The sequence below is a fragment of the Curtobacterium sp. MCBD17_003 genome (assembly GCF_003234885.2).
Classification (GTDB): domain Bacteria; phylum Actinomycetota; class Actinomycetes; order Actinomycetales; family Microbacteriaceae; genus Curtobacterium.
On the sequence record NZ_CP126275.1, the window covers coordinates 3,064,747 to 3,090,758 of the forward strand.

General features: G+C 72.0%; 31 protein-coding genes. 17 read left to right on the forward strand and 14 right to left on the reverse strand.

The window, feature by feature from the left end; genetic code table 11:
- Nucleotides 1-9 precede the first annotated feature (9 nt).
- Both DEI88_RS14500 and DEI88_RS14505 read right to left on the reverse strand, forming a co-directional pair.
- Nucleotides 10-969 (reverse strand): ABC transporter permease, encoded by a 960-nt coding sequence (locus tag DEI88_RS14500; protein ID WP_111011523.1) that lies wholly within the window; start codon nt 967-969, stop codon nt 10-12.
- Nucleotides 966-2,780 carry a peptide ABC transporter substrate-binding protein gene (locus tag DEI88_RS14505; RefSeq protein WP_111071822.1) on the reverse strand — a complete coding sequence of 605 codons (1,815 nt, stop codon included), beginning with the start codon at nt 2,778-2,780 and terminating at the stop codon, nt 966-968. The genes DEI88_RS14500 and DEI88_RS14505 overlap by 4 nt, the downstream gene beginning before the upstream one ends.
- Nucleotides 2,781-3,026: 246 nt before the next feature.
- On the opposite strand from DEI88_RS14505, the gene DEI88_RS14510 reads away from it, so the two are divergent.
- The 4 genes from DEI88_RS14510 to DEI88_RS14525 are packed head-to-tail and all read left to right on the forward strand — an operon-like array spanning nt 3,027 to nt 7,790.
- Nucleotides 3,027-4,208 (forward strand): ROK family transcriptional regulator, encoded by a 1,182-nt coding sequence (locus DEI88_RS14510; protein ID WP_111013063.1) that lies wholly within the window; start codon nt 3,027-3,029, stop codon nt 4,206-4,208.
- Nucleotides 4,198-5,778: a M81 family metallopeptidase gene (locus DEI88_RS14515; protein WP_111071824.1), complete on the forward strand. Its 1,581-nt coding sequence runs from the start codon at nt 4,198-4,200 to the stop codon at nt 5,776-5,778. Before DEI88_RS14510 ends, DEI88_RS14515 begins: the two co-directional genes overlap by 11 nt.
- Nucleotides 5,775-6,569: a copper homeostasis protein CutC gene (locus DEI88_RS14520; protein ID WP_258374993.1), complete on the forward strand. Its 795-nt coding sequence runs from the start codon at nt 5,775-5,777 to the stop codon at nt 6,567-6,569. Before DEI88_RS14515 ends, DEI88_RS14520 begins: the two co-directional genes overlap by 4 nt.
- Nucleotides 6,570-6,596: 27 nt before the next feature.
- Nucleotides 6,597-7,790, forward strand: a complete 1,194-nt coding sequence (locus tag DEI88_RS14525) for a MalY/PatB family protein (protein ID WP_111071939.1) — start codon at nt 6,597-6,599, stop codon at nt 7,788-7,790.
- A gap of 75 nt (nt 7,791-7,865) precedes the next feature.
- On the opposite strand, the gene DEI88_RS14530 is transcribed toward DEI88_RS14525, so the two are convergent.
- Nucleotides 7,866-8,546, reverse strand: a complete 681-nt coding sequence (locus DEI88_RS14530) for a hypothetical protein (protein WP_111013061.1) — start codon at nt 8,544-8,546, stop codon at nt 7,866-7,868.
- A 215-nt stretch (nt 8,547-8,761) separates the two neighbouring features.
- Here DEI88_RS14530 and DEI88_RS14535 point away from each other — a divergent pair, with 215 nt between their 5' ends.
- Both DEI88_RS14535 and DEI88_RS14540 read left to right on the forward strand, forming a co-directional pair.
- Nucleotides 8,762-9,208, forward strand: coding sequence for a MarR family winged helix-turn-helix transcriptional regulator (locus tag DEI88_RS14535; RefSeq protein ID WP_258370124.1), 447 nt, complete (start codon nt 8,762-8,764; stop codon nt 9,206-9,208).
- An 81-nt stretch (nt 9,209-9,289) separates the two neighbouring features.
- Complete coding sequence (locus tag DEI88_RS14540) at nt 9,290-9,712, forward strand: organic hydroperoxide resistance protein (RefSeq protein ID WP_111011529.1); 423 nt, start codon at nt 9,290-9,292, stop codon at nt 9,710-9,712.
- 69 nt (nt 9,713-9,781) lie between these two features.
- On the opposite strand, the gene nagB is transcribed toward DEI88_RS14540, so the two are convergent.
- Nucleotides 9,782-10,582, reverse strand: coding sequence for a glucosamine-6-phosphate deaminase (gene nagB, locus DEI88_RS14545; RefSeq protein ID WP_111013060.1), 801 nt, complete (start codon nt 10,580-10,582; stop codon nt 9,782-9,784).
- A 224-nt stretch (nt 10,583-10,806) separates the two neighbouring features.
- Here nagB and DEI88_RS14550 point away from each other — a divergent pair, with 224 nt between their 5' ends.
- A complete protein-coding gene (locus DEI88_RS14550; RefSeq protein WP_111071825.1) occupies nt 10,807-12,330 on the forward strand; it encodes a hypothetical protein in 1,524 nt (507 codons plus the stop codon).
- Between the two features lie 142 nt (nt 12,331-12,472).
- The gene (locus tag DEI88_RS14555) at nt 12,473-12,952 is read left to right on the forward strand and encodes an NUDIX hydrolase (RefSeq protein WP_111036147.1); all 480 of its coding nucleotides are present in this window, start codon (nt 12,473-12,475) and stop codon (nt 12,950-12,952) included.
- 3 nt (nt 12,953-12,955) lie between these two features.
- On the opposite strand, the gene DEI88_RS14560 is transcribed toward DEI88_RS14555, so the two are convergent.
- From DEI88_RS14560 to DEI88_RS14590, 7 genes are all read right to left on the reverse strand, one after another.
- Complete coding sequence (locus DEI88_RS14560) at nt 12,956-14,359, reverse strand: MFS transporter (RefSeq protein WP_181441207.1); 1,404 nt, start codon at nt 14,357-14,359, stop codon at nt 12,956-12,958.
- A gap of 119 nt (nt 14,360-14,478) precedes the next feature.
- The gene (locus DEI88_RS14565) at nt 14,479-14,775 is read right to left on the reverse strand and encodes a HigA family addiction module antitoxin (protein ID WP_111013057.1); all 297 of its coding nucleotides are present in this window, start codon (nt 14,773-14,775) and stop codon (nt 14,479-14,481) included.
- 260 nt (nt 14,776-15,035) lie between these two features.
- Nucleotides 15,036-16,109: an ABC transporter ATP-binding protein gene (locus tag DEI88_RS14570; protein ID WP_111071827.1), complete on the reverse strand. Its 1,074-nt coding sequence runs from the start codon at nt 16,107-16,109 to the stop codon at nt 15,036-15,038.
- Entirely contained in the window at nt 16,106-17,053 is a 948-nt protein-coding gene (locus tag DEI88_RS14575) for an ABC transporter permease (protein ID WP_111071940.1), read from the reverse strand. Before DEI88_RS14575 ends, DEI88_RS14570 begins: the two co-directional genes overlap by 4 nt.
- On the reverse strand, nt 17,050-18,000 hold the full coding sequence (locus DEI88_RS14580) for an ABC transporter permease (RefSeq protein WP_111071828.1): 951 nt from the start codon (nt 17,998-18,000) through the stop codon (nt 17,050-17,052). The genes DEI88_RS14575 and DEI88_RS14580 overlap by 4 nt, the downstream gene beginning before the upstream one ends.
- Nucleotides 18,001-18,003: 3 nt before the next feature.
- Nucleotides 18,004-19,164 (reverse strand): ABC transporter substrate-binding protein, encoded by a 1,161-nt coding sequence (locus tag DEI88_RS14585; protein ID WP_111071829.1) that lies wholly within the window; start codon nt 19,162-19,164, stop codon nt 18,004-18,006.
- A gap of 172 nt (nt 19,165-19,336) precedes the next feature.
- Nucleotides 19,337-20,521, reverse strand: coding sequence for a TIGR03364 family FAD-dependent oxidoreductase (locus DEI88_RS14590; protein WP_258374994.1), 1,185 nt, complete (start codon nt 20,519-20,521; stop codon nt 19,337-19,339).
- Between the two features lie 142 nt (nt 20,522-20,663).
- Between DEI88_RS14590 and DEI88_RS14595 the strand changes: the two genes are divergently transcribed.
- From DEI88_RS14595 to DEI88_RS14635, 9 genes are all read left to right on the forward strand, one after another.
- Nucleotides 20,664-21,368 (forward strand): phosphonatase-like hydrolase, encoded by a 705-nt coding sequence (locus DEI88_RS14595; RefSeq protein ID WP_258368639.1) that lies wholly within the window; start codon nt 20,664-20,666, stop codon nt 21,366-21,368.
- A 46-nt stretch (nt 21,369-21,414) separates the two neighbouring features.
- Nucleotides 21,415-21,675, forward strand: coding sequence for a ribbon-helix-helix protein, CopG family (locus tag DEI88_RS14600; protein ID WP_111013053.1), 261 nt, complete (start codon nt 21,415-21,417; stop codon nt 21,673-21,675).
- Nucleotides 21,675-21,914, forward strand: coding sequence for a toxin (locus DEI88_RS14605; RefSeq protein WP_111013052.1), 240 nt, complete (start codon nt 21,675-21,677; stop codon nt 21,912-21,914). Before DEI88_RS14600 ends, DEI88_RS14605 begins: the two co-directional genes overlap by 1 nt.
- Before the next feature lie 149 nt (nt 21,915-22,063).
- A complete protein-coding gene (locus DEI88_RS14610) occupies nt 22,064-22,504 on the forward strand; it encodes an Asp23/Gls24 family envelope stress response protein (RefSeq protein ID WP_111010698.1) in 441 nt (146 codons plus the stop codon).
- Between the two features lie 2 nt (nt 22,505-22,506).
- On the forward strand, nt 22,507-22,698 hold the full coding sequence (locus DEI88_RS14615) for a hypothetical protein (protein WP_111010714.1): 192 nt from the start codon (nt 22,507-22,509) through the stop codon (nt 22,696-22,698).
- A complete protein-coding gene (locus tag DEI88_RS14620; protein ID WP_111036156.1) occupies nt 22,695-23,084 on the forward strand; it encodes a hypothetical protein in 390 nt (129 codons plus the stop codon). The genes DEI88_RS14615 and DEI88_RS14620 overlap by 4 nt, the downstream gene beginning before the upstream one ends.
- Complete coding sequence (locus DEI88_RS14625) at nt 23,081-23,659, forward strand: DUF6286 domain-containing protein (protein WP_111013050.1); 579 nt, start codon at nt 23,081-23,083, stop codon at nt 23,657-23,659. The genes DEI88_RS14620 and DEI88_RS14625 overlap by 4 nt, the downstream gene beginning before the upstream one ends.
- Nucleotides 23,656-24,282 (forward strand): hypothetical protein, encoded by a 627-nt coding sequence (locus tag DEI88_RS14630; RefSeq protein WP_111071832.1) that lies wholly within the window; start codon nt 23,656-23,658, stop codon nt 24,280-24,282. The genes DEI88_RS14625 and DEI88_RS14630 overlap by 4 nt, the downstream gene beginning before the upstream one ends.
- 19 nt (nt 24,283-24,301) lie before the next feature.
- Entirely contained in the window at nt 24,302-24,433 is a 132-nt protein-coding gene (locus DEI88_RS14635) for a hypothetical protein (RefSeq protein WP_258370121.1), read from the forward strand.
- Nucleotides 24,434-24,454: 21 nt separating this feature from the next.
- On the opposite strand, the gene DEI88_RS14640 is transcribed toward DEI88_RS14635, so the two are convergent.
- Genes DEI88_RS14640 through DEI88_RS14650 form a run of 3 tightly spaced genes read right to left on the reverse strand, consistent with a single transcriptional unit; the run spans nt 24,455 to nt 25,970 of the window.
- A complete protein-coding gene (locus DEI88_RS14640; RefSeq protein ID WP_111013048.1) occupies nt 24,455-24,769 on the reverse strand; it encodes a hypothetical protein in 315 nt (104 codons plus the stop codon).
- Complete coding sequence (locus tag DEI88_RS14645; RefSeq protein ID WP_146246055.1) at nt 24,766-25,389, reverse strand: Asp23/Gls24 family envelope stress response protein; 624 nt, start codon at nt 25,387-25,389, stop codon at nt 24,766-24,768. The genes DEI88_RS14640 and DEI88_RS14645 overlap by 4 nt, the downstream gene beginning before the upstream one ends.
- The gene (locus DEI88_RS14650; RefSeq protein ID WP_111071834.1) at nt 25,386-25,970 is read right to left on the reverse strand and encodes an RNA polymerase sigma factor; all 585 of its coding nucleotides are present in this window, start codon (nt 25,968-25,970) and stop codon (nt 25,386-25,388) included. Before DEI88_RS14650 ends, DEI88_RS14645 begins: the two co-directional genes overlap by 4 nt.
- Between the last annotated feature and the right edge of the window lie 42 nt (nt 25,971-26,012).

Here is a 26,012-nt window from a genome sequence, read left to right on the forward strand (position 1 = left end):
GGTCGCCGGTCATGCCGTCGCCGCCCTGACGCGGGGGTCGACGATCGACTGGATGACGTCGGCCAGGAGCGTGCCGACGACGGTGGCCACGGAGATGACGAGGACGCAGCCGAGGAGCACCGGGTAGTCGGACGACTGCGCGGCACTCCAGAACAGCAGGCCCATGCCCGGGTAGTTGAAGAGCTGCTCGACGACGAGCGATCCGCCGAAGAGCACCGGGACGTAGTACCCGAGCATCGCGATCACCGGCGTGAGCGAGTTGCGGAGGACGTGCCGTCGGAGGATCGCACCCTGTCGTGCGCCGCCGGCCCGCGCGGTGCGCACGTAGTCCTCCTGGAGGTTCTCGAGCGTCGACGACCGCATGTACCGACTGAACACGGCGACCATGGCGGCGGCACCGGTCACCACCGGGAGGACGAGACCGGCCGGGTCGGCGAAGACCTCGGCGAGCGTGTTGCCGTTCGGGGCCTGCGAGGGGAACCACGGCAGGACCTGGCTGAACACCACGATGACGACGAGCCCGAGGAAGAACACGGGGGTGGAGTACGCCACGAACGCGAGGGTCGTGACGACGTAGTCGACCGGCTTGTTCCGCCGGACGGCCTGCCACATGCCGAGCGGGATCGCCACGGCGAGCGCCACGACGGCCGACAGGATCGTCAGCACCAGGGTCTTCGGCAGCCGCTCGACGATGAGCTGCGTGACCGGCTCGTTCAGCGTGTACGAGGAGCCGAGGTCGCCGCGGAGCAAGGTACCGAGGTAGTAGACGTACTGCACGACGAGGGGCTTGTCGAGGCCCTGCTCGCGGTTGAACTGCGCGATCTGCAGGCTCGTGGCCTTCGCCCCGAGGATCCCGCGAGCGGGACCCCCGGGGAGCGTGTGCAGCAGGCAGAACACGATCACGGTGACGATGAACACCACGATCACGGCCTGCAGCACACGCCGGGCGATGTAGAGCGCAGTGGTCACTTGCTCCACTTCCACTGCGCGGGGTGGAAGTTCGCCAGGGAGTCCTGGTCGAACCCGGTCAGGCCCTTCTTGACGACCGAGATCTGGTAGTCGGGGCTCGGCAGCCAGATCACCGGCAGGTCCTTCGCGACCGTCGCGCTGTAGTCCTGCACCGCGCTCGAGTCGGTCGACGTGGTGCTGGCCGAGATGAGCTGGTCGACCTGCTTGTTCGAGTAGTTCCCGAAGTTCGCGCTGCCGGCGGTCTGGAACAGCGAGTCACCGGTCGGGTACGCGTTGAAGTACCAGCTCCCGGCGGTCCCGAAGAACGACAGCTGCCACTTGCAGATGTCCTGGTCGGCGGTGCACTGCGGCGTCTGCGACAGGACCGTGTTGACCGGAGCGGTCTTGATCGAGAAGCCGATGCCGGTCTTGGCGAGCGAGGACTGGATCGCGCTCATCATGTTGTCCGTCACGGTCGAGCCGGACTGCGACAGCACCTGCATCTGGAACTTCGTGCCCTTGGCGACGCCGGCCCCGCACTGCGAGCTCCCGGACCCGGCGTCGGTGCAGACCATCGTGCCGTTCTGCTCGGTCCAGCCGTGGCTCGTCAGCAGGGCCTTCGCCTTGCTGCTGGAGTACGGGTACGGGTTGTCCGTCTGGGTCGACGAGACGAAGTCGGACTTCTGCGCCTGCGGGACCGGCCCGTAGCCCGGCGTCGCGGTGCCGTTGAACACGACCTTGGACAGCTGCGGCTGGTTGATCGACATCTGCACGGCCTGACGGGCGTACAGCTGCTGGTACACCGGACCCATGGTCGGGTTGTGGAAGTTGTACGGCATGTACGTGATCGCCCACCCCGTCCACGGCTCGACCGAGTAGCCCTTCGACGTGAACGAGGCCTTCTGGTCGATGTCCGAGGGACTGATGTAGCCGTAGTCGACGGAGCCCGAGCGGAGCGCGTTCGTCTCGGCGTCGCTCGTGGTGAACGGCAGCAGGTCGACCGTCGTGATCGAGGGCTTCTCGCCGCCGTCGTACTTCTTGTTCGCGGTCAGGACGACCTTGCCCGAGGTCGAGAACGAGTCGATCGCGTACGGGCCGGAGATCGTGGTCCAGAGCTTGTTCGAGTCGTACCCGGAGATGTCCTTCGCCGCGGCGTTGAGGAACTTCCACACCTGCTTCGCACCCGCGGTCGTGCGGTCGGCGTCACCCACCGAGCCGTTCGCGCTCGTCTTGTCCCAGGCGTGCTGCGGGAGCGGGGTGATGAGGCTCAGCTCGTTCGCGAGCATCCACTGCTCGTTGTAGGCCTTGTCGAACGTGATCGTGAAGTGTCGGTCGTCGATCGTCTTCAGGGACGTCCAGTTGTCGGGCGCCTTGCCCTCGTTGTAGCTCGCCCAGTCGGCCTTGTTCGCCTTGATCACGTTGAACCAGAACTCGACGTCGCGCGAGGTGATCGCCTTGCCGTCGCTCCAGTGGCGGTCGCCGAGGGTGATCGTGACGCTCTTGCCGTCCGAGGCGAAGTCCGCGGCCGTGGCGATCGAGCCGGCCTTGTTCCAGGCGATCTTGCCCGTCGAGCCGTCGTACGCGATGAGGGGCTCCCAGAGCGACGACGCGATCGACCCGTTGTTCGTGTTGAGGTGCGCCGCGGTCCCGATCGGCAGGATCCAGTTCGGCGTGAAGTTCGCGGGCAGGGCGTAGTCGATGGTGTCGGAACCCGACGACGCGCTCGATCCGCCGGAACCGGCGCAGCCGGCGAGCAGTGCGGACGCCGCGACGGCGACTCCCGCGACGAGCGCCCAGTGGCGGCGGGGACGCCCGGTGCGTGCTGTGGACATTGCTGTTCTCCTTCGAACGGGGCCGGTCGGCTCCAGGGGTGGAAGGGGGATCGGGAGGGGTGGCGCGTGCTGCTGCACAGTCAAGGGCCTGACGAGGTGGAGAAAGAAGTCCCGCCGTGTAAAAACTGCGTTTCTGCGGAACTGCGGAAAGCCAGGGCGACAGCGCAAGGCCGTACACTCGCCACCACCCCACCCTCGATGGAGATAGTTCGACCATGTCTGGAGAAAGTCCCCGGGACCGGTCCCGTGGCTGAGCTCAGTGCCCGCGTGCTCGAGCTCATCGCCTCGGGACAGGCGACCAGCCGCACCGAGATCGCCACGCACCTCGGCGCCGCGCCGTCGACCGTGTCGCTCACGGTCGGGCAGCTCATCGCGAACGGCCTCGTGGCCGAGGAGGGCACCCGCTCGTCGACCGGCGGACGCCCGCGGAAGGTGCTCCGCCTCGGGGGCGTCGACGAGTACGCGCTCGCGGCGGACCTCGGCGGCACGCACGCCCGGGTCGGCGTCGTCCTGCCGGGCGGTGGCCTCAGTGACGTCCGCACGATCCCCTTCGCCATGGTCGACGGGCCGCGCCCCGGGCTCGAACGCCTGGCGGAGGTGCTCGAGGAACTGGCCACACGCCGGGGCCGGAGCGCGCTCCGCGGCGTCGGGCTGAGCCTCCCGGGCCCCGTCGACGTCGAGGCGGGCGTCGTCGACCTGCCGAGCCGCATGCCGGGCTGGAACGGGTTCCCCGTCGCCGCCTGGCTGGCCGAGCGGTTCGGGGTCACGGCGGCCGTCGACAACGACGCGAACTGCATGGCCGTCGGCGAGCACGCGGTGCAGCCGCCGGAGCGTCGCCAGGCGATCATGGTGAAGGCGGGCTCGGCCATCGGTGCGGGGATCATCGCCGACGGCCGGCTCTACCGGGGCGCGACCGGCGCGGCCGGGGACATCACGCACGTGCGCATCGACGCGGCCGGCGACACCCCGTGCTCGTGCGGCAACACCGGGTGTCTCGAGACCGTGGCGTCGGGCGCGGCCCTCGTGCGCATCCTGCAGGAGTCCGACGTCGACGTGGCCACCACGCAGGACGTCGTCGCGCTCGCGACCGACGCCCACCCGGCCGCGACCCGCGCCGTCCGCCGTGCGGGCAAGTACCTCGGCGAGGTGCTCTCCGCCAACGTCAACTTCTTCAACCCCGACGCGGTGTACCTCGGTGGCATCCTCTCGACCGTCGAACCCTTCGTCGCGGCCGTGCGCAGCCAGCTGTACGAGGGATGTCACCCGCTCGTCACCCAGCACCTCACCATCGAGCGGGCATCGCTCGGGGCCGACGCCGGCCTCGTCGGCGCCGGGCAGTTCGCCCTGCAACGCGCCCTCACGGCCACCCTCGACGCCGTCGCCGGCGCATCCACCACCAACCACCACCGGAGGATCCGTGTCCCCTGAACCCAGCCCGTCCCTCCCGGTCATCGCCGTCGCCGGACTCGGCATCGAGTCGTCGACGTTCTCACCGGCCCGGACGCTGGCCCCGGCGTTCCACCCGCTCCGCGGCGACGAGGCCATGGACCGGTACCCGTTCCTCCGCGCCGGGCAGCCGCTCCGCGAGGCCGCCCGGTGGCGCGGTGCGCTCGTCGGCAAGGCACTGCCCGGCGGGATCGTCACGCGGGACGCGTTCGAGGAGCTCGCCGGCGAGATCACCACCCGGCTCGACGCCATCGTCGGCAGCGGGGCGATCGACGGCCTCTGGTACGACATCCACGGCGCGATGACCGTCGAGGGCCTCGACGACGCCGAGGCGGTGCTGCTCGCACGGATCCGCGAGGTCGTGGGCCCGGACGTGATCGTGTCGACGTCGATGGACCTGCACGGCAACGTGTCGCGGGAGCTGGCCCACGCCTCCGACCTCATCACGTGCTACCGGATGGCGCCGCACGAGGACGCCCTCGACACGAAGGAGCGGGCGGTCCGCAACCTGGTCGACCTGCTGGCCGCGCAGCCGACCCTGCCGTCCGCCACCGACGCCGCCGACGGCGGGGCCGCCCCGCGCGTCCGTCCCGTGAAGGCGTGGGTGCCGGTGCCGGTGCTGCTCCCCGGCGAGCAGACCTCGACGCGGATCGAGCCCGCCGCGCACATCTACGCCGGCGTGCCGGAGGTCGAGGCCACCGACGGCGTCGTCGACGCCGCGATCTGGGTCGGGTACGCGTGGGCCGACGAGCCACGGAACCGCGCCGTCGTCGTGGTCACCGGATGGGACGAGGACGCCGTCACCGCGGGCGCCGAACGCCTGGCCCGGAGCTTCTGGGAGGCCCGCGAGGACTTCGCGTTCGTCGCGCCCACCGGCTCGTTCGCCGAGTGCCTCGACGCCGCGCTGGCCTCCGACGCCCGCCCGTACTTCATCTCCGACTCGGGCGACAACCCGACCGCCGGTGGCGCGGGCGACATGACGTGGGGCCTCACCGAGCTGCTCGCCCGACCCGAGTTCGCCGAACCGAGCGGTCCGACCGTCATCTACGCCAGCGTCCCCGGACCGGAGGCGATCCGTACCGCCGTCGCGGCCGGCGTCGGCGCCACCGTGACCGTCACGGCCGGGGCCGAGGTCGACGACCGGCACGCCGGACCCCTGACCATGACCGGGCGGGTGCACGCCGTCCGACACGGCGATCCGGACGCCGTCACCGAGGTCGTCCTGCAGGTGGGCAGCGTGTTCGCGATCCTCACGGAGCTCCGGAAGCCGTACCACCACGAGCACGACTTCACCGACCTCGACCTCGACCCGCGGTCGGCTGACGTCGTCATCGTCAAGATCGGGTACCTCGAGCCCGAGCTGTACGACATGGCGGCCGACTGGATGCTCGGCCTCACCCCCGGCGGCGTGGACCAGGACCTCGAGCGACTCGGCCACCGGCGCATCCGCCGCCCGATGTTCCCGTTCGACCGGGCCTTCCCCGCCGAGCCGGACCTGTCGGCGCGCATCCTGCCGGCCTCGGACGTGCCGCTCACCGGGCCGGACGAGTGAACGACCGGCAGCCGACGTCGGCAGCCGTGGTCGGGCCTCCCGGCCGGGAGGCCCGACCAGCGCTGGAGATCGCGGTCACGTCCGCCGCGGGTGCGGTCGTCGCGCGCGATGGCGGCGCGGACCGCGTCGAGCTCTGCACGGCGCTCGAGCTCGGCGGCGTCACCCCCGCGCAGGGACTCGTGGAGGCCGTGGTCACCGTCGGGATCCCCGCGCACGTGCTCGTGCGGTGTCGGCCGGGTGACTTCGTGTACGACGAGGACGAGATCGCCACGATGATCCGCGAGGTCCGGGCGGTCGTGGCCTCCGGCGCGCAGGGCGTCGTCGTCGGGGCGCTCGGGCCGGACGGGATGCTCGACATCGCGACGATCGCGCGGCTCCGGAGCGCGGCTCGGGACGTCCGGGCCGATGTCGAGGTCACGGTGCACCGCGTGATCGACCACGCCGCGGACCCGATCGCCGCCGCCGCGACCCTGCCGACGCTCGGCGTCACGCGGGTGTTGACGTCGGGTGGTGCCGCGACCGCGCCGCAGGGCCTCGCGACCATCACGCGGATGGTCGCCGCGGCCGGTCCGGTGCAGGTGATGGCGGGGAGCGGCGTGGCACCGCAGGACGTCCCCGCGTTCGCGAACGCGGGTGTGGCGGCCGTGCACCTCTCCGCGAAGCGGCTCGTGGCCGGGCGTGGGACGCGAGGGAGTCGCGTGCCCATGGGCGTCGCGGGCGAGGACACCCACCTGGCCACGGACCCGGCCGTCGTGGCGGCGGCGCGGGCCGCGGTCGACGCGGTGCGCTGACGCCGGGGTTCCTGCCAGGCTGTGGGCATGAGCCTGATGATCTCGCCCTTCGACGCGCGAGCGACCCGCACCAGTGGCAAGTACACCGACTTCCCGCCGGACGTGATCCCGATGTTCGTCGCCGAGATGGACTGCACGCTCGCCGAGCCCGTCCGCGACGCCATGATCGCGGCCGTCGAGGGTGGCGACACCGGGTACCTGGGGTCCTCTCGGGAACTGCCGGACGCGTTCGCGGACTTCGCCGAGCGGCGGTGGGGGTGGCGCGTCGAGCCGGACCTCGTGCACACGACCACCGACGTGTCCGTCGCAGCGGTCGAGGTGCTCCGGCAGGTGACGGAGCCCGGTGACGGCGTCGTCGTCATGCCGCCCGTGTACCCGCCGTTCTGGGAGTTCGTGGACGAGGCCGGATGCATCGCGGTCGAGGTCCCGCTCCTGCCGCCGTCGGACGCCGACGACGACGCGACGCCGTTCCCGACGACCGCCGGCTGGCGGATCGACCTGGACGGGGTGCGCCGCGCGTTCGCCGACGGGGCGCACACGGTGCTGCTCTGCAATCCGCACAACCCGCTCGGTCTCGTGCACAGCCGGGAGGCCCTCGCCGCGTTGGCCGCGCTCGCCGCCGAGTGGGACGCGGTCGTGGTGAGCGACGAGATCCACGCGCCGCTCGTGCACAGCGACGCGGTCTTCACGCCGTTCCTCGCAGCCTCGGACGACGCGGCCCGGGTCGGGGTCACGGTGACCGCGGCGAGCAAGGGATGGAACATCGCGGGGACCAAGTGCGCCATGATGATCGGCGCCTCGGACCGGGCCGCTGCGTGGTTCGACGCCCTGCCGCGCGAGGTCGAGTGGCGGACGAGCATCCTCGGGTACCTCGCCAGCACGGCGGCCTACCGTGACGGCGAGCCGTGGCTCGAGACCCTGCTCGGCGAACTCGTCGCGAACCGTCGTCTGCTCGCCGAGCTCCTGCCCGAGGTGGTGCCGGGGGCGCGCTCCCGGCAACCGCAGGCGTCGTACCTGGCGTGGCTGGACCTCCGCGGCACGCCGTGGGGTGACGACCCCGCGACGCCGCTCGTCGACGCAGCACGGGTCGCATTGGGCCACGGACCGGAGTTCGGCACGCCCGGCATCGGGCACGCCCGGCTCAACTTCGGGTGCTCCGAGGAGACGCTGCGCGAGGCCCTCGGCCGGATCGGCGACGCGACGGCCGGCGCCGCGCGCTGACCCTCGGACACGACGACGGGCCCGGTGCGTGTGCACCGGGCCCGTCGTCGTCCATGCCCCGGAGGACCGGGAGTGTTACTTGATCTGCGCCGTGATGGTCGCGACACCCACGAGGAGGTTGCTCTTGACGGCGGTCGTGCCGAACGTCTTGTTGAGCAGCGCGGCGGCGTCCGACGACACGTGCACGGTGGTGCCGGTCAGGATCGCGTCGTCGCCCTGGAGCTTCAGCGGCTTGAGCGTCCCACCGTGCAGGGCGAACAGGTAGGCCTGCGTCGCGGCGGGCTTGCCGTTGACGAGCACGTCACCGTAGAGCTTCGAGCTGCCGGGGTTGACGGTGAAGTTCTCGAGCGTCACGGTGGTCGAGCCGCCCTTGAGGGTCAGGCCCGAGCCGTCGTGCTCGATGAGGCCCTGCACGTAGGGGCGGTAGTCGCTCTTCGGCGACCAGTAGACGACGCTGCCACCGGTGATCGGGAAGGAGACGGTCGACCCGGACAGCTTCGCCGAGCCGCTGACGCCCGGGGTGAGCTTCAGCGAGGTCAGCGCGCTCATGAAGCCGCTGTCGAGCGCGACCGCGGTGTCGCCGCCCTTGATCTCGGGGACGGCTGCGGCCGGGGCGGGGATCTTCGACGACGACGACGCGGCGAGGTGCACGGCGGGGGCCGCGGCGTTCGCGGCGCTGACGCCGAAGCCGCCGAGCCCGGCGACGAGCGCTCCAGCGGTGGCGATGGTGACGGTGGTCTTGGTGAATCCACGCATGATGACTTCTCCCTTGCTGTGGGCACGCCGAACACACCCTGATTGAGGGTGGAGAACCAGCCGCAGGTGGCCGGTGAGCGCTTCGAGCATTTGCTCGGTCTGTGCAGGTAGTTCGGCGCCCCCACGGAGGTGGATTGGTCGGCCTCGGAGCAATTCTCCGATCGCTCGGATGCGGTTCGGCCGGTCACAACTGTATTGCGTGCAATACTTACGTCATGGACACGCCTGCCCCCGTCGACGAGATGGTCTGCTTCGCGATCTACGACGCCGCCCGGGCGACGACCCAGGCGTACCGCGCACTCCTCGCCCCCTGGGGCCTCACGTACCCGCAGTACCTCGTGCTCGTCCTCCTCTGGGACCGCGGGCCCCTGACGGTCGGCGCGCTCGGCGACCACCTCGATCTCGACTCCGGCACGCTCTCACCGTTGCTGCGGCGCATGGCGGACGCGGACCTCGTCACGCGTGAACGCAGCCGCGCCGACGAACGGGTCGTCGAGATCGCGCTGACCGACCACGGCCGGGCACTGCAGTCCGACCTCGCCCACGTGCCCGGGTGCATCGCAGGCGGGATGGCGATCGACCTCGACACGGCACGTGGACTCATCGACACCCTGCACCGCGTCACGGCGGGGATGCAGGCGACCACGGCCGGCGCACGCTAGCCGCGCCTCCCGTCCGGCTCGGCCGGGAGGCCCCACCCACCCCCGTCACGCGCCGCGTGACGACCACGAACAGGAGACACCATGGACGCCCTCTACACCGCAGAAGCGCTCTCGACCGGCGAAGGCCGCAACGGCCACGTCCGGACCACCGACGGCACGCTCGACCTCGACATGGCGATCCCGAAGGAGATGGGCGGCTCGGGCGCCGGCGCGAACCCCGAGCAGCTGTTCGCCGCCGGGTACGCCGCCTGCTTCCACTCCGCGCTCCAGGGCGTCGCCCGGGCACAGAAGGTCTCCATCACCGACACCACCGTCGGCGGCCGGGTGCAGATCGGCGCGAACGGGCAGGGCGGGTTCCAGCTGGCAGTCCACCTCGAGGTCGTCATCCCCGGGATGGAGCACGACGCAGCACAGGCCCTCGCGGACGCGGCGCACCAGGTCTGCCCCTACTCGAACGCGACGCGTGGCAACATCGAGGTCACGATCAGCGTCTCGGACGACTGACCCCACGTCGACGCCGCACGGTCCGCTCCCCACCGCCACGAGCCGCGGTGGGGAGCGGACCGCTGCGGATCAGCGTGTTGGCGTCTCGTCGAAGCGCTGCCACGCCGGCTTGTTCGCGAACACGTGGCGGTAGTAGTCGGCGAGCTGCAGCTGTGCGGCGGCGGCCTCGTCGACGATGACCGTCGCGTGTTCGTGCAACTGCAGGGCGCTCCCCGGCACGAACGAACTGACCGGACCCTCGACCGCGCCGGCGACGGCGGCGGCCTTGCCCTCGCCCTGCGCCACGAGCACCAGCTCCCGCGCCTCGAGGATCGTGCCCAACCCCTGCGTCATGCAGTGCATCGGCACCTCCTCCACCGAGTCGAAGAACCGCGCGTTGGCCGCGCGCGTCGCCGGCGCGAGCGTCTTGATGCGCGTGCGGGACGCGAACGAGGACGTCGGCTCGTTGAACCCGATGTGCCCGTTCGCGCCGATCCCCAGGATCTGCACGTCGATGCCCCCGGCCGCGCGGATCGCGGCGTCGTACTCCTTCGCCGCGAACTCCAGGTCCGCCGCACGACCGTCGGGGACCCGGACCCGCGCGGGGTCGAACCCGAGCGGACCGACGACGTCGCGGGCGATGACACTGGCGTAGCTCTCCGGATGCTCCAGCGGGATCCCGACGTACTCGTCGAGCGCGAACCCGCGGGCCTGCGCGAACGAGATCTCCCCGCCCTGCACCCGCCGGGCGAGGTCGGCGTAGATGTCCTGCGGACTCGACCCGGTGGCCAACCCGATCACGGCGGACGGCTTGCGGGACACGACGGACGCGATCTTCGCAGCGGCCATCCGGCCGACCTCGACCGCTGTGGGCAGGATGATGATCTCCATGACGGGCCCAGCCTATGCGGCCTGATCCTCCCGTGACGCGGTCCATCGGGGAGCGTCGCCCGCGACCGAGCAGCGCTACCCGCGGCGGGTCCTGACCCCAGAACGGGTGCATGGCTGGACGGATGTTCCGCCAGCGGCCCCATACCGCTACGCTCCGAGCACGCCCGACATTCTCGGTCGATTCACATGTCCGCATCAGCGGACCGAAAACTGGGGGAACACCCGTGCACCGCAGCACCTCCGGCACCCGACGCGCCTGCGCCGTCGGCACCACCATCGCCCTCGTGGGGCTCACCACCGGCCTCGGCGTCTTCGGCGTCCAGGCGGCCTCGGCCGACACGCTCACCGACACGACGACCGCGACCGCTGCCGCGACCGCTCCGGCCACGCCGAGCACGGACCAGCCGTCGCCGAGCAGCTCGGCGTCGCCGACGGCATCGGCCACGCCGACCGACGCCCCGACCGCGACGGCGGGGACGGCCGCTCCGGCTCCCTCGAGCACCCCGAGCCACCACCCCGCGGCCACGCCGAGCGCACCGCGCGCGACGGACCCGAGCAGCACCGCGAGCCCGGCCGTGCCGACCCCGGTCGCCGCCCCGACGGTGACGCTGAGCACCACGGCCCCCACGGTGGGGAAGCCCCTGACCGCGACCGTGACGGGCTTCACCGGCACCCCCACGTTCACGTGGACGAACAGTGCGGGTACGACGCTCCAGACCGGGACCTCGGCCTCCTTCGTGCCGTCGGCGGCCGAGAACGGCACGACGATCACCGTCACGGCAGAGGACACCGACGGGGACAGCGCGACCGTGACCTCAGCGGCGGTCACCGCCCCCGCCGAGTTCTCCGAGCACACCTCGCAGAGCGACCCGCTCGAGCTGTCCGTCGTCGCGGGCCAGAGCCTGTCCCACGTCTTCAGCGCCGCTGGCGACCCCACCCCGACCTACAGCGTCGGCTGGTTCTACCAGGACGACGCCGACGCCGCCGCTGACGACCCGACCTACACCCCGGACACGCAGCTTCCCGACCACACCACCCTGTCAGCGGACGGCACGCTCAGCGGCACGCCGGAGTTCGCCACCACCTACGACTTCACCGTCGTGGCGGACAACGGCAGCGGTACGTCGACCGAGTACGTCGAGGTCAACGTCGAGGCCGCCGCAGCGTACGGCGTCGAGGTCTACACGACCGACAAGGGGAAGATCGACGACGACACCACGACCTCGTGGATCATCGACCCGGACGGCCACATCTCGACCGAGGTCGACACGGTCGTGGAGCAGGACCCGGACGGCAGCACCTGGGCGGTCGGCACGATCACCGACGGCGGTACGCCGACGATCCACCAGGGCGGCACCCTCGTCGTCGCGGGTGGCCTCGTCGACCAGTACGGCAACGAGGTCGACGAGGCAGACGGCACCTTCGTCGAGCCGACCGTCACGTCGGACTACGCCTCCGACGTGGTCAAGGCGGACGACGGCCTCGGTGGCACTGACGTCACGTTCCCGCACGCCTCGACCCACCACCTCACCGTCTCGGCCGACGCGTTCAGCACGGCGTTCCCCGTCGAGGTCGTCCCGAACGCGGCGACCGTCGCGGCGATCACCCCCACGGCCACGACCGCCACGGGTGAGCTCGCGTTCACGGGCTCCGAGACGACCCGGGCCCTGCCGTGGGCCCTCGGTCTGCTCATGGCCGGCCTCGGCGTGACCGGTCTCCGGATCGCTCGCCGGCGCACGCAACGCTAGTCGGTCCTCCCGTCCCGCGGTCCGCCGCAGGACGGGAGGCACGACGCGGGGCCCGTCGTCCACATCGGACGGCGGGCCCTTCGTCGTCCACAGGCCGTCCGGGACGTCCGCCCGCTGCCACCCTGGTCGTTACGGTGGGGGCATGCCCACTCCCGAGTTCGTCCTGGCGCTCCGCGAGAAGGTCGGGACCGACCTGCTCTGGCTCACGGGCGTGACCGCCGTCGTGCTGCGGGGCGACGGCGACGAGCAGCAGGTCCTCGTCGTCCGCCGTGCCGACACCGGAGCCTGGACACCGGTGACCGGGATCATCGACCCCGGCGAGGAACCCGCGGTCGCCGCCGCACGCGAGGTCCTGGAGGAAGCCGACGTCGTCGCCGTGCCGGAGCGACTGGCGATGGTGCAGACCCTCGCGCCGATGACCTACCCGAACGGCGATCGCGCGCAGTACATCGACATCGTGTTCCGGTTCCGGTGGGTGTCGGGCGTGCCGTTCCCGGCGGACGGCGAGAACACGGAAGCTGCCTGGGCGCCGGTGTCGGACCTCCCCGCCATGTCGGACGACATGCGGAGTCGGGTGGCAGCCGCGCTGCGCGACGATCCCGCCGCGGTGTTCCGGACCTGAGTCTCAGCGTCCGAGCGGCACGGCAGCGGTCACCCGGAGCTTGACGGCGGACAGGATCGTCGCAGCGGCCGCCGCCACCACGGCGACCCACAGCACGCCGCTGGCGGCGGACGACTGCGCTGCCAGCGACCCGGCTGCGGCGCCACTGACCACGAGTGCGATGCTGACGACGGCCGACCCGGCGGACTGTCCGACGGTTCGGTTCGTGTTCAGGACGGCCGATGCACTCGCGGCGTAGCGGAGGGGCGCGGCGGCCATCATGTCCCGGTTGTTCGGGCTCTGGAACGTGCCGTACCCGAGGCCGCACACGGCGGTGGACAGGAGCACGAGCCAGATCGGCGGCGCGGACCCGAGCAGCGCGAGCATGACGAGGCCGATCGTCAGGACGACGAGGCCTGTGAGGGCCAACACCGCCGGACGGACCCGGTCCGCGATCCGCCCGGACAGCGGTGCCACGACGACGATCACGAGCGGCCACGGCGTGAACAGGAGCGCCGACTCGAGCGGGCTCGCCCCGTACGCGGTCTGGAACAGGAACGGCAGGGCGACGAACGCGATGCCCTGCCCCAGGAACGACGCCCACGCGGTGCCGACCGTGAGACTGAACGGGCCGGTGAACAAGCCGAGCGGGATGAGCGGCCGGGCGGCCATCCGCTCACGACGCACGAACAGCACCGCGCACACGGCACACACGACGAGGAGCACCAGCGCGTGCCAGAGGGTCGTGACCGCGGCGAGCTGTCGGACGCCGACGAGCAGCGCGGCGATCGCTCCCGCGGCCCAGACGGCACCGGGCCAGTCGTAGTCGCCCCGCTCGGGCACGCCCTTCGGCAGGACGACGAGCGCGAGCACGAACGACGCGACACCGATCGGCACGTTGATGAGGAAGAGCCACGGCCACGGGAGTGCGGCGAGGATCAACCCTCCGAGCGTCGGTCCGGCCGACGTCCCGATGGCGACCGTCATCGCGTTGAGCCCGAGCGTCTGTCCGAGGCGCTCCGGCGGGAACAGGCGCCGGATCAGCGGGATCGCCACGGCGAGGACCACCGCGGACCCGATGCCCTGGACGACGCGGAACGCGACGAGGACCGCGAGCGTCGGCGCGAGCGCGCAGCCCAGGGACGCCAACGTGAACACGGGGACGCCGATCAGGTACAACCGGCGGCGACCGATCTGGTCGCCGAGCGCACTCGTGGCCGGGACCGAGCAGGCGACGGCCAGGAGGAACGCGGTCGCGACCCACACGGTCTCGGACGGCGCCACGTGGAGATCGGTCGCGAGCTTCGGCAGGGCGACGTTGACGATCGAGGTGTCGATGGTGCCGGTGAGGGTCGACAGGAGGATCGAGACGAGGGCCAGGGTCCGCCGCCGGGCGCTGAGGGTGGGCGCGGCAGCGGAGGAGGTCACCGTCGCTAGTTTAGCTTTGCGAACTATCTGGATCGTCAGCTACGGAAGGTCCTCACCCACCGCGGATCGCCCGGTCCTCCAGCTCGGCATGATCTCCACGCGCGGTACGACCTCCGACGTCACGCCGGGACGAGCCGTTCGACCCGGGCGAGTTCGTCGTCGTGCTCGTCGTGCTCGACTTCGATGTCGTAGTCGTTCTGGATGTTGAGCCAGAATCGCTCGGACAGCCCGAACGCCTGCGACAGCCGGAGCGCAGTGTCGGTGGTGATACGGCGCTTCCCCCGGATGACCTCGCTCAGCCGCGTCTGCGGGAGCCCGGTCGCCTGCGCGAGTCGGTACGCCGTGATGCCGAGTGGCTCGAGGAACTCGGTCCGCAGGATCTCCCCGGGTGTGATCGGGTCATGTGCTTTCGACATCAGTGTTCCTTCGCTCGTGGTAGTCGGCGATGTGGACATCGGAGGGTCCTGCGGCCGTCCAGACGAAACAGATCCGGTACTGATCGTTGACGCGGATCGAACACTGCCCCTCGCGGTCGATGACGTCCAACAGGAGCACGTGATCGCGGGCTCTCTCGCCGACACAGGGCGCTCCGGCGGTACGGCGTCGATGGCCCGCAGCACAGCGGACGGGAGGCGCCGCACGCGATGACACCGCGCCTCCCGGGCGCAGGCGCAGTTCAACCGAGCGGCGCCACCGCGACCGGCGTCCCGAGCAGGCGGACGTGGACCTCGTCGCCGGGAACCGGCCGCTGCGCGACGTCGTGCTGGACGACGAGCGCCGTGCCGTCATCGAGTCGGAGGGTCGTGCGGCGGACCGAGCCGAGGAAGCTCGACGTGAGAACGGCGCCGGACAGGCCGCCGTCCGGGGCGAGCACGACGTCCTCGGGGCGGACGTAGGCGGTCACGGGCCCGTCGTCGAGGGTGCGGTCGATGCTCGGCAGCGAGAACCCGTACGTGAACACGTCGCCTCCGCGGAGGTCCCCGCGGAGCCGGTTCGACTGACCCACGAAGTCCGCAGTGAACGCCGTCGCGGGCCGCATGTACAGCTGCTCCGGCGTCCCGATCTGCTCGATCCCGCCCCCGTGCATCACGGCGATCCGGTCCGAGACGGCGAGCGCCTCCTCTTGGTCGTGGGTGACGAACAGCGTCGTGATGCCGAGTTCGGTCTGGATGCGACGGATCTCGTCGCGGAGCGTCACCCGCACCTTGGCGTCGAGCGCTGACAACGGCTCGTCGAGCAGGAGCACCCGGGGCCGCGTGACGAGCGCCCGGGCGAGCGCGACGCGCTGTTGCTGCCCGCCGCTGAGCTGGTGCGGATAGCGGTCGGTGAGGTCCGCGAGGTGCACCATGTCGAGGGCCTCGACCACACGGCGGCGCCGGTCGTCCGCGGGGACCTTCCGCATCTCGAGCCCGAAGGCGACGTTCTGCCGGACGGTCATGTGCGGGAACAGCGAGTACTGCTGGAACACCATCCCGATGTCCCGTCGCTCCACCGGCACGGCCGCGACGTCCTGGCCGTCGATGCGGATGGTGCCGGCGTCGATCGCCTCGAGACCCGCGAGTGCCCGGAGTGCGGTGGTCTTGCCGCACCCCGACGGTCCGAGCAGCGAGACGAACTCCCCCGGCTCGAGTCGGAGCGAGAACCCGGTGAGCGCGGTGTGGGCGCCGTAGGACTTCACGACGCCGTCGAGCTCGACGGTGGCCCCACTGCGGTTCGCCGTCGTGGGGGTGGGCTGGGCGGTGCGGGTCATGCGGGCTCCTGGGAGGTGGGGGCGGCGACGGCGACACCGTCGAGGACGTGCGAGCGCAGGGCGGCGTCGGCCGGGCCACTGGACCCGGTGCCCGTGCTCCCGGCACCGGGCGCGCCGCCTGCTCCACGACGGATGCGGCGCGCGCCAGGTCGGGCCGACCCGACGCGGCCGATCACGACGAGCAGGACGAACCCGAACACGAGCGCGGCGAGCGAGAAGATCGCCGCGACGAACGGGTCCGTCTGCTGGATGAGCACGAGCGCCGTCTGGAAGGTCGTCCGCGACAGGAACGACGCGAGCGTGTACTCGCCGAGCACGACCGTGACGGTGAGGAAGCACGCGGCGAGGATGCCGCGGCGCAGGTTCGGCAGGAGCACCCGCATGACGACCGTCGCCCAGCCTGCTCCGAGTGATCGAGCGGCCTCGGCGAGCACGACGACGTCGACCGTGGTGAGTGCGGTGGCGATGGGCCGGAACGCGAACGGCAGGCTGATCACCCCGATCGCGAAGGCGAGCGTCCACGCACCCGACCCGAGGACCTGCGCGATCACCTGGTACACGGGGACGAACCCGACGACGAGCACGACGGTCGGCACGGTGATCGGCAGGATGCACACGAACTCGAGCGCGCGCCGAAGCCGGGGGTACCGGAGTGTCGTGACGATCTGGGCGGGCAGGAGCACGAACAGGACGATGCCGACGGTGATCGCCGCGATGACGAGCGAGTTCACGAGGCCGTCGAACAGGGGCTGGTACGTGGCCCGGTTGACCGGATCCGCGAGCGCCGTGTAGTGCGACAGTGTCAGCCCGGCCCCCGCACCCTGCCGGAGGGTGAACTGCGCCAGCGCGACGATCGGCACCGCGAACACGAGCCCGACGACGACCAGGACGACGGTACCGACCGTCTTCGAGGGTGCGGGGCCGTACCCGCGTGCCGAGCTCATCGCTGCCACCGCGAGGCGCGACGCTCGAGCGCGGAGTACCCCGCCATCACGGCGACCATGACCACGACCATGCCGAGCGCCAGCACCCCGGCGACGTTCTGCACGCCGACGATGGTCTCGCTCGTGAGTTCCTGGCGGATCGTCAGCGGCACGATGCCGCCCTGGGCGATGAGCGCCGCGGCCGTGGCGTACGACGAGAACGCGTTGGCGAACAGGAGCAGCAGGCTGCCCCAGAACGCGGGTGCGAGCACGGGGATCGCGATCCGGCGCCAGTACACGGACCGGGAGGCCCCGAGCGTCGCCGCCGCCTCGCCCCACTGCACGCCGAGACCCTCGAGCGCCGGCATGAACGTCAAGACCATGAGCGGCACCTGGAAGTAGAGGTACGGGACGACGAGTCCAGCCACCGTGTAGAGGAACGGGCCGTTCGCGTTGATGTCGATCCCGATGCCGCGGAGCCAGACGGTCACGATGCCCTGGAGGCCGATCGTGGCGATGAACGCGAAGGCCAGCATGACCCCGCCGAACTGGGCCAGGACGCTCGACGCGGCGTCGACCATGGACCGGACGAGCCCGTCGGGGCGGAGCGTCGTCAGCGCCCAGCACACAACGGCGCCGATGGCCGTGCCGAGTACCGCCGACGCTGCGGACAGCCCGGCCGAACCGGCGAAGGCCTGCAGGACCGACGGATCGGTGAACGCCCGGAGGTTCGCGAGCGTGGGGACGCCCGCGGCGGTGGAGAACCCGCTGGCGACCGCGATGACCGCGGGAACGGCGAGGAAGAGGAGCACGTAGAGCGCGAACGGGGTGAGACCGAGCCACGCGACGCCGCGGCGCCGGGGTCCTCCCCCGGCGCCGCGGCCTGCGGTGGTCAGCCCCCGCGCGGCCCCGTGCGCCTGCACCGCACGGGGCGGCGTGGCGGTCGTGGTCGCGTCAGCGGTGGCCATGGGTCAGCGGACCGTCGAGGACCACGTGCTGGTCAGCAGGGTGGCCGCGGTCGCCGCCTCCGTGCTCGACAGCTGGACGAGGCTCTTCGGTGCGTCGCCGACCTTCGCCAGGACGGCCTTGTCGACCGTGCCGTTCTTCTCCATCGCGGCGAGCGTGGCGGGGTACGCGCCGGACGCGAGGTACAGGTTCTGCACCTTCGGGCTGTAGATGTACTCCTCCCAGAGGCGCGCGGCTGCCGGGTGCGGCGCGTCGACGTTGATCGCCTGGTTGTAGTAGCTGCCGAGCGCGGTGCCCTTCGGGATCACCGTCTTCCAGTTCGGGTTGCCGGCCGATCCGCCCGCGGGCCCCCACGCGAGGTTGTTGTACGACCACTGCACGACCACCGGGGTCTCACCCGAGTTGACGGTGGCCTGCGTCGGCAGGACGTTGAGCATGTTGCCCGCGGCCTTGAGCTTGCCGAAGTAGTCGATGCCCGGCTGGATGTCCTTCGCCGAGCCGCCGTTCTCGAGCGCGGCGAGGTAGACGGCGCTCGCGGCCTCGTTCGCCTGCGTCGGGTCGCCCTTGATCGCGACCTTGCCCTTGTAGGCGGAGCCGAGCAGCGACCTCATGCTCTTCGGGGCGGTCTTGATGACGGACGAGTCGTACCCGATCGACATGAGGCCGGTGTAGTCGTAGTACCACCCGCCGTCGGCGGCCTTGTCCCCCGTGGGGATGTCCGCCCAGTTCGCGACCTTGTACGGCGCGACGAGGTCGAGGTTCTGGCTGAGCACGGCGGTGCCGATGTCGAAGACGTCGGGGGCGGTGGACTGGCCCTTCTGCGACTTCGCCGCTGCGACCTCGTCGGCGCTCGAGCCGTTCGGGTTCGCGGAGTTGATCGTGATGCCCGGGTACTTCTTCTCGAACCCGGCGATGATCTTGCCGTAGTTGGCCCACGAGGGCGGCAGCGTGATGACGTTGAGCTGTCCCTCCTTGTCGGCCGCCGTGACGAGGGCGTCCATGCCACCGTTCGACGACGCGGACGTCGCCGTCGACCAGTCACCGGAGGCCGAGGCGGATCCGGACGAGTCGGTGGTCGCGGCGCTGCTCGTGGTGGAGCAACCGGTCAGGGCGGCGAGTGCCGCGGCGGCCAGCGCGATGCCGGCGGATGAGCGCTTGGAGAGCACGGGTGTTCCCTTCCTGGGGGCGACCGGCCGTTCACGGTGGGACGGGTGTGGGAGTCGGAACGTGGGGTACCGGCCGCTGGACGAACGTCATCGTGACCCGGGGCGGTGACGCACTCGTGCCCCGTCCGTGAACGGATGGGGAACAGCGCGTGTGTGTCGGGGACCGCGGCCGTCAGACGGGCGCGGGAAGCGCCTCCAGGCCGGCCCACGTGCGGGCCGCGAGCCCGTGCGAGATCGTCATGCCCACGCCACTCGTCACGCTGACGACCGTGAGCCCGGGCGCGGGGTGGGCGACGAGGTACGGCTCGGGCGCGTGCGCGTAGACGCCCATCCAGCGCTGCCGCACCCGGAACCCTCCGACCCCGAGCAGCGTCGCGACGTCCTGGAGCAGGGTCTCGCTGACGCCCTCGTCGAGGAACGGGTCGAGCGTGACGTCGTACCGGTGACTGTCCCCCACGACCAGGCTGCCGTCCGGCCGCTGCGTCAGCATGACGTTCGCGTCCATGGCGATGAGGTCCGGCCGATCGCGGGTGATCTCCTGCCGGAGCACGGTCGCCGCGGCGGTCTCGGCGAAGGCCGGATAGCGGAGCATGCTCGTGCCGGTGAGCACGGCCGGGGTGATCGACAGCCCGGTGGGCGGTTCCACGAGTGCCATCTGCAGGCCGCAGCGGCGGATCCCGTGCTGCTCGGCGAGGTCCGGGTACAGCTGGTCGACGTCGTGCCCCACGCAGACGATCGTGCGGTCCGCCCGGACCGTGCCGCGCGAGGTGCGGACGAGGCCGTCCTCCCATCCGAGGTAGGCGGTGCCCCACCGGAACGTGACACCGCGCGACGCGAGCAGTGCGGCGAGCCCCGCGACGGCAGCGCGCGGGTCGACGCGGACGTCGTCACGGAGGAACGCCCCGCCGACGATCGTCGGGTCGCCGACCCCACCGATCCGGTCGACGGTCTCCGGAGCGGCGAGGAGCCGGACCTGACCCGGCTCGCGCGACGCGGCCAGCTCCTCCAGGACCGCGAGTTCGGCCCGGCTCCGTGCGACGGCCACCGCGCCGGATGCGACCGCCGGGAAGCGGCCGTCGTGGGCGTGCCGGAGCCACCGCTCACGGGCGGCGAGCGCCAGCTCGAGCATGTCGCCCGACTGCGCCGTCACGCACGCGTGCCCGAAGTTGCGGACCGAGGCGCCGGTGGCCCGGTGGTCGCGCTCCACGACGAGCACCCGGAGCCCCCGGTCGACGGCCTCGGCGGCGTGCGCGAGGCCGATGACCCCGGCCCCGACGACCACCACGTCGTACCGGTCGGGTCGGCCGCCCGAGGCGGTGGAGGCGGTGTCGTGCAGGTCGGGCGTCGTCGTGTCCACGGCCCGATCCTGTCCGCGAGCGCCCGCGTCGCAGGACCGTCCGCGGCGGCGTTCACCGACGGTTCATCCCGGCCCTGGCGCGTTCGGCTGCCGTTCACGCGCGCGACGTCGCCGCGCCGCAGCGCTCCCCTACGCTCTGCCCGTGATCAGCGCAGTGGTGTTCGACATGGCCGGGACGACGATCGACGACCGGGGCGCGGTGTACCGAGCCCTGCGATCCGCCGTGGAGGATGCCGGCGCGCCCGTCGCGGACGCCGACCTGCAACGGTGGATGGGCACCGACAAGGAGGAGGCGATCACGGCCCTCCTCGAGCTCGGGGGCGTGCAGCCGACGCCGTCGATCGTGTCCGCGACCTTCCGCGCCTTCCGCGCGACCCTCGACGACCTGTACCGCGCCGACCCGCCCGTCCCGATGGCAGGCGTCGAGGCCGCGCTGGCGGACCTCCGGGCGCGGGGCGTCCGGGTCGCGCTCACCACGGGGTTCGACGAACCCGTCGTGGGGTCGCTCCTCGCCTCGCTCGGCTGGACCGTCGGCCGGGGCCCGGCGCACACCGTCGACGCGGTCGTGACGACGTCCGACGTCCGGGCCGGCCGCCCCGCGCCGTACATGATCCACCACGCGATGGAGCTGCTCGGCGTGGAGGACGTGCGCCAGGTCCTGGCTGCCGGCGACACCGTCGTCGACGTCCGGGCGGCCCGGAACGCGGGCGTGGTCGCCGTCGGCGTGTGCACCGGCGCCCTGTCCCGCGCGGAGCTCGAGGCCGAACCCCACGACCACGTGCTCGACGGCGTCGCGGACGTGCCCGCGCTGCTCGCCGGCCGGGAGGCCCGGGTCGGCGTGGCCTGAACACCCCGGTCCCGCGGACGGAGGAATTCCGTAATACGATGACGCCATGTCGAACGAGACGGTGGACGGCGTTCCGGTCACGGATGCGATGGTCGAGGCATGGGCGACCGAGGCGGAAGCCGGGTACCCGCTGGAACAGCTCCGCCGCCGCGGGCGTCGACCGGTGGGCGACGGGCCGGGCACGGTCGTGCCAGTGCGGATGGACGCGGCACTCCTCCAGGCGTTGACCCAGCGAGCCGAGCACGATCACCTGAGCCGTTCGGAGGTCATCCGCGCCGCCGTCCACGCCTGGATCGACGCCGCCTAGTGGATGTCCACCGCTCCGCGGGGAAGCACGGCATCGATGCGACGGACGCCGTCCATGCGGCGGAGCGGTACGTCTATGCGGCACCGCTCGATGACGAGAGCCCTGCCCGCGAGTTCCGCCTGGGTTTCGACGCCGCCGCGCGACTCCTGGAGATCGTGGTGTTGCGATTCGACAGCGGCAACGAGCTGATCATCCACGCCATGCCAGCGCGGTCCCAATACCTGGACCTGGTGGACTGAAGCCGGACGGTCGGCGGGATCGAGCGACGTCCCCCGATCCGTGAGCGATCTCCCAGCCCTCCGGACGTGACGATCGGTCCGGTCGACACGACTCCCCTGCAGCACCACGGAGTGCGGGTCCGTCCGGACCCACGACAGGGAGGAACACCATGGCCACCACTGCGAGCGCCACCACACCCGCCACGGCCGCGACGGCCACCACGCTCAGTTCGACCGGCACCGGCACGGTCGGCGGCAAGACCGACATCGACAACGCGGTCGTCGCGAAGATCGCCGGCATCGCGGCCCGTGAGGTCCCGGGCGTCTTCGCGCTCGGCGGCGGAGCGGCCCGTGCCATCGGCGCGATCCGCGGCCTGGCGAACAACACCGACCTCAGCCAGGGCATCAGCGTCCAGGTCGGCGAGACCCAGGTCGCGGCCGACGTCGTCATCGTCGCGGAGTACCCGACCGACCTGCAGGCCGTCGCCGACGGTGTCCGCACCGCCGTGGCCGGGGCCATCGAGGACTACGTCGGGCTCCAGGTCACCGAGGTGAACGTCAAGGTCACCGACGTGCACATCCCGACGGCCGACGACGAGCAGCAGGCGTGACGATGACCGCAACGCGTTTCGGCATCCTCGTCGCGGCGACACTGGCGATCGTGTGGATCTGGGCCGGGTTCTGGCCCTTCATCGGTGTCGCGGCCGCGATGGCCATCGGTGCCGTCGTCGGGCGGATCACCGAGGGCAAGCTCGACGTCCGTGCCCTGAGCGACGCCGTCCGCGGGAAGCGGTCGTCCTCGTGACGACCGCCACCGCCACGGCCGCGGCGGGTCGGACCTCGACCGGGGTCCGACCCGACCGCACCGACACGCCGGGGCGGACCCGGGTCACCGCGCGCGCCCTGTCCCGGGTCGTCGCCGCGCTGACGGCGGAGGAGCTCGACGTGGACGCCGACCACGTCCACGTGGACCTCGAGGACCGAGAGGGTGCCCTCGCCGCGATCCTGCGGACGCCGATCGGCGTCCGCGGGCTCGACGCCGACGACGACGCCCCGAGCCTCGTCGAGCGCTGCTCCGCCGCGCAGCGCACGCTGCGCGACCGTGTCCCCGCGCTGACCGGCCGGCACCTCGCGCAGGTCACGCTCCATCTGACCGGCGCGGTCATCCGCACAGAACGGCGGGTCCGATGAGCACCGACCACCTGCTCCGACGGGTCGCCCGCCGCGAGACGCACTCGTCCAAGGCCGTCCCCGCCGTCGTCACCGCCGTGCTGGTCATCCTGGCCTGCGCGTACGCCGGCACGGAGGTCGTCCTGGCGATGCTCGGGATGCGGCCGCTGCTCGCCGCCCCGGGTGACATGGGCGCCGCCCTCGTCGCCGCGAGCACGGTGGCCGCCGCCTGGCTCATCGTCGGCGGCGTGGTGGTGGCCCTCATCGGGGTCCTTCTCGTCGTCGTCGCACTCCGGGCCTCCCGGCGTCCGCGACGCACGCTCCACTCCGACCGCACCGTCGTGGTCGTCGACGACCGCGTGATCGCCTCGGCGCTCGCGCGCCGCGCCGCCGACGCCGCGGGCGTCGACCCCGACGCGACCCTCGTCACCGTCGGGCGCCGGACCGCCGAGGTCCGACTCACGCCCACGAGCGGTCTGCCGGTCGACCGGGAGGCCGTGGTCACCGCCGTCGACGACGAGATCGCCCGCTCCGACGCGCGTCCGCCCCTCCGGTCGCGCACCACCATCGAACGCACCGGGAAGGTGGGCGCATGAACGCCACGAACCGCGCGGCCAACCGGCTGTTCCTCCTCGTCGTCGGCATCGTGCTCGTCGCGCTCGGGCTCGTCGGGGTCCTGCTCGGCGCGGTCCCGGCCGTCACGCACGCCTGGAGCGGTGACGCACCCGGGGTCCGGCGGGGCCTGGACCAGGCGTACGCCGCGACGACGATCCCCGGGACCCGCGCCGACTGGATCGGGATCGCGGTGCTCGTCGCCCTCGCAGTGGTCGTCGCGCTGCTCGTCGTGTTCATCGTCCGTCAGGGCGGCGGCCACACGTCGGTGCTGCTCGAGACCCGCGGCGAGGCGGTGGCATCCGGGCAGGAGGGCGACCGGATCGTCATCGACACCGCGGTCGCTCGCGACCTGCTCGGCGACGCGCTGTCCGGACGCCCGGAACTCGTCACGAGTAGCGTCACCACGTACCGGGTCCGACGCACTCCGGTGCTGCGGATCGCGGCGACGTGCCGGCGCGGGGTCGCCCCGACCGACGCGCAGGCCGTCATCGAGTCGGCACTCCGTCGGCTCGACCGCGCGGTCGGCCACGAGGTCCCCGCGCTCATCGAACTCACCGGCGGCTTCCGCGCACGCATGGCCGCCGCGACCACACGGGTCGACTGACCCGAGGAACGAGGCCCCCGTGTTCGCATTGCTCCGGTACCTGCCGGTCATCGTCGGGATCGTCCGCCACGCGCGGCGCGACCCCCAGGTCCAGCGCGCGCTGGCGAAGGCGAAGCAGCGCCGCGCTGCGGCGTCCCGACGCCGCCGCTGACCCGCCCTGCGGGTCGTCCGTTCACCCGATCCGGCCGACCCGCACGACGATCACGGGGACCGCGAGGCCGACCTGCGTCAGATGCTCCATGACCGCGTCGTGGACCGCGTGGACGACCTCGACGGTCGGCCGGATCCCGTCGACGGCGATCGTCATGGTCACTCCGTCGCGGCTGACCTCGACCAGTGCGTCCGTGGCCCCCGCGCCCACCAGTCGACGTGCACCGGCCGCCGCCGCACGGACGACGCCGCGACGGTAGACCTGCTCGACGCCGGGCACCGCACCCACCAGGGTCGCGAGTTCGGCTTCGAGGTCCGGTCGTCCGCTGCCGGTCATCGGTCCTCCTCCTGGCCGTCCCGAGGGACGTGGACGTCGCGCACGACGACGTCGATCCCGGCCACCCGCAGTTCGGTGTGCGCGGCGAGTTCCCGGGCGACCGCCCGGCGCAGGGCCGTCACGGCCGTGCGGACAGACCGCCCCCAGACGAGCGACGCGGTGATGCTGACGGTCACGGGAGCGTCGAGTTCGGTGACGTCGCCCAGCAGGGAGCACCGTCCGACGACCAACCCGTCCACCCCGTCCGCGGCGCGACGGACGAGCGCACGGATCGCACCCTCGGTGAGGGCGGCGTGTTCGGTGGGCGCCGCGGGGGCGAGCGGCACGTCACGACCGGCCTGGGCCTCCGTCGTGATGGCGGCGATCACGTTCCCGACCCACGAGTCGTCCCGGTCGGACGCGACCCGGCCCTCCTGCTCGAGGAGCGCGGTCGACACCGCGCGGAGCCGCGCGATCGCCGCGAGCGCGTTCTGGCACGCGGGCGAGTCGTCGATGGCCGGATCCGGCGGCTCCATGCCGCGGTCGAGGTAGTCGACGAGCTCGTCCACGCTGTGGCCGTCGAGCTGGTCCGGCTCGAGCGCCAGGACGGCGGGGTCGTCGGGCGGCGCTGCATCGGTCATCGCCACGCCTCCATCCGGCTCATCATGGTCCTCCGTGCCCGCGAGAGTAGCCCTCGGACGGTCGACACCGGGACGCCCAGGTCCTCCGCGATCTCCTCGTACGACTCGCCCACGACCTCCTTGAGGAGCCAGCACCGCTGCTGCCGTTCCGGCAGGTCGGCGAGCACCGCGGCCATCGCCTCGGTCGCCGACCGTGCCTCGACGATCCGGTGGGGGGTCGCCTGCTCCTCGAGCGCGACGTCGTCGTCGAGCTCGCCGTGCGGCCGGGAGGCCCGGTGCCGGTCCGCCGCGCGGCGTGCGACGACCCGGAGCAACCAGGCGCGGATCGCGGACGGGTCGGTCATCGTGGGCAGTTGTCGCCAGGCGGCGACGAAGGCGTCCTGCACGACGTCGTCCACCTCGTCCGTCCGACCGAGCGCGCGGAACGCGACCGCGCGGAGGAGCGGGCCGTGCCGACGGACCAGGACCTCGAACGCGCGGACGTCCCCGTCGCCGGCGCGTTCGGCGAGGAGTCCGTCGTCCACGTCCTCGAGGACCACCGGTCGGGTCACGGCCACGACGGGATCGGGGGCGTCGGCCATGCACACCCGCTTCCGGTCGTGAGGGGCGAGGCGGACCGGTGC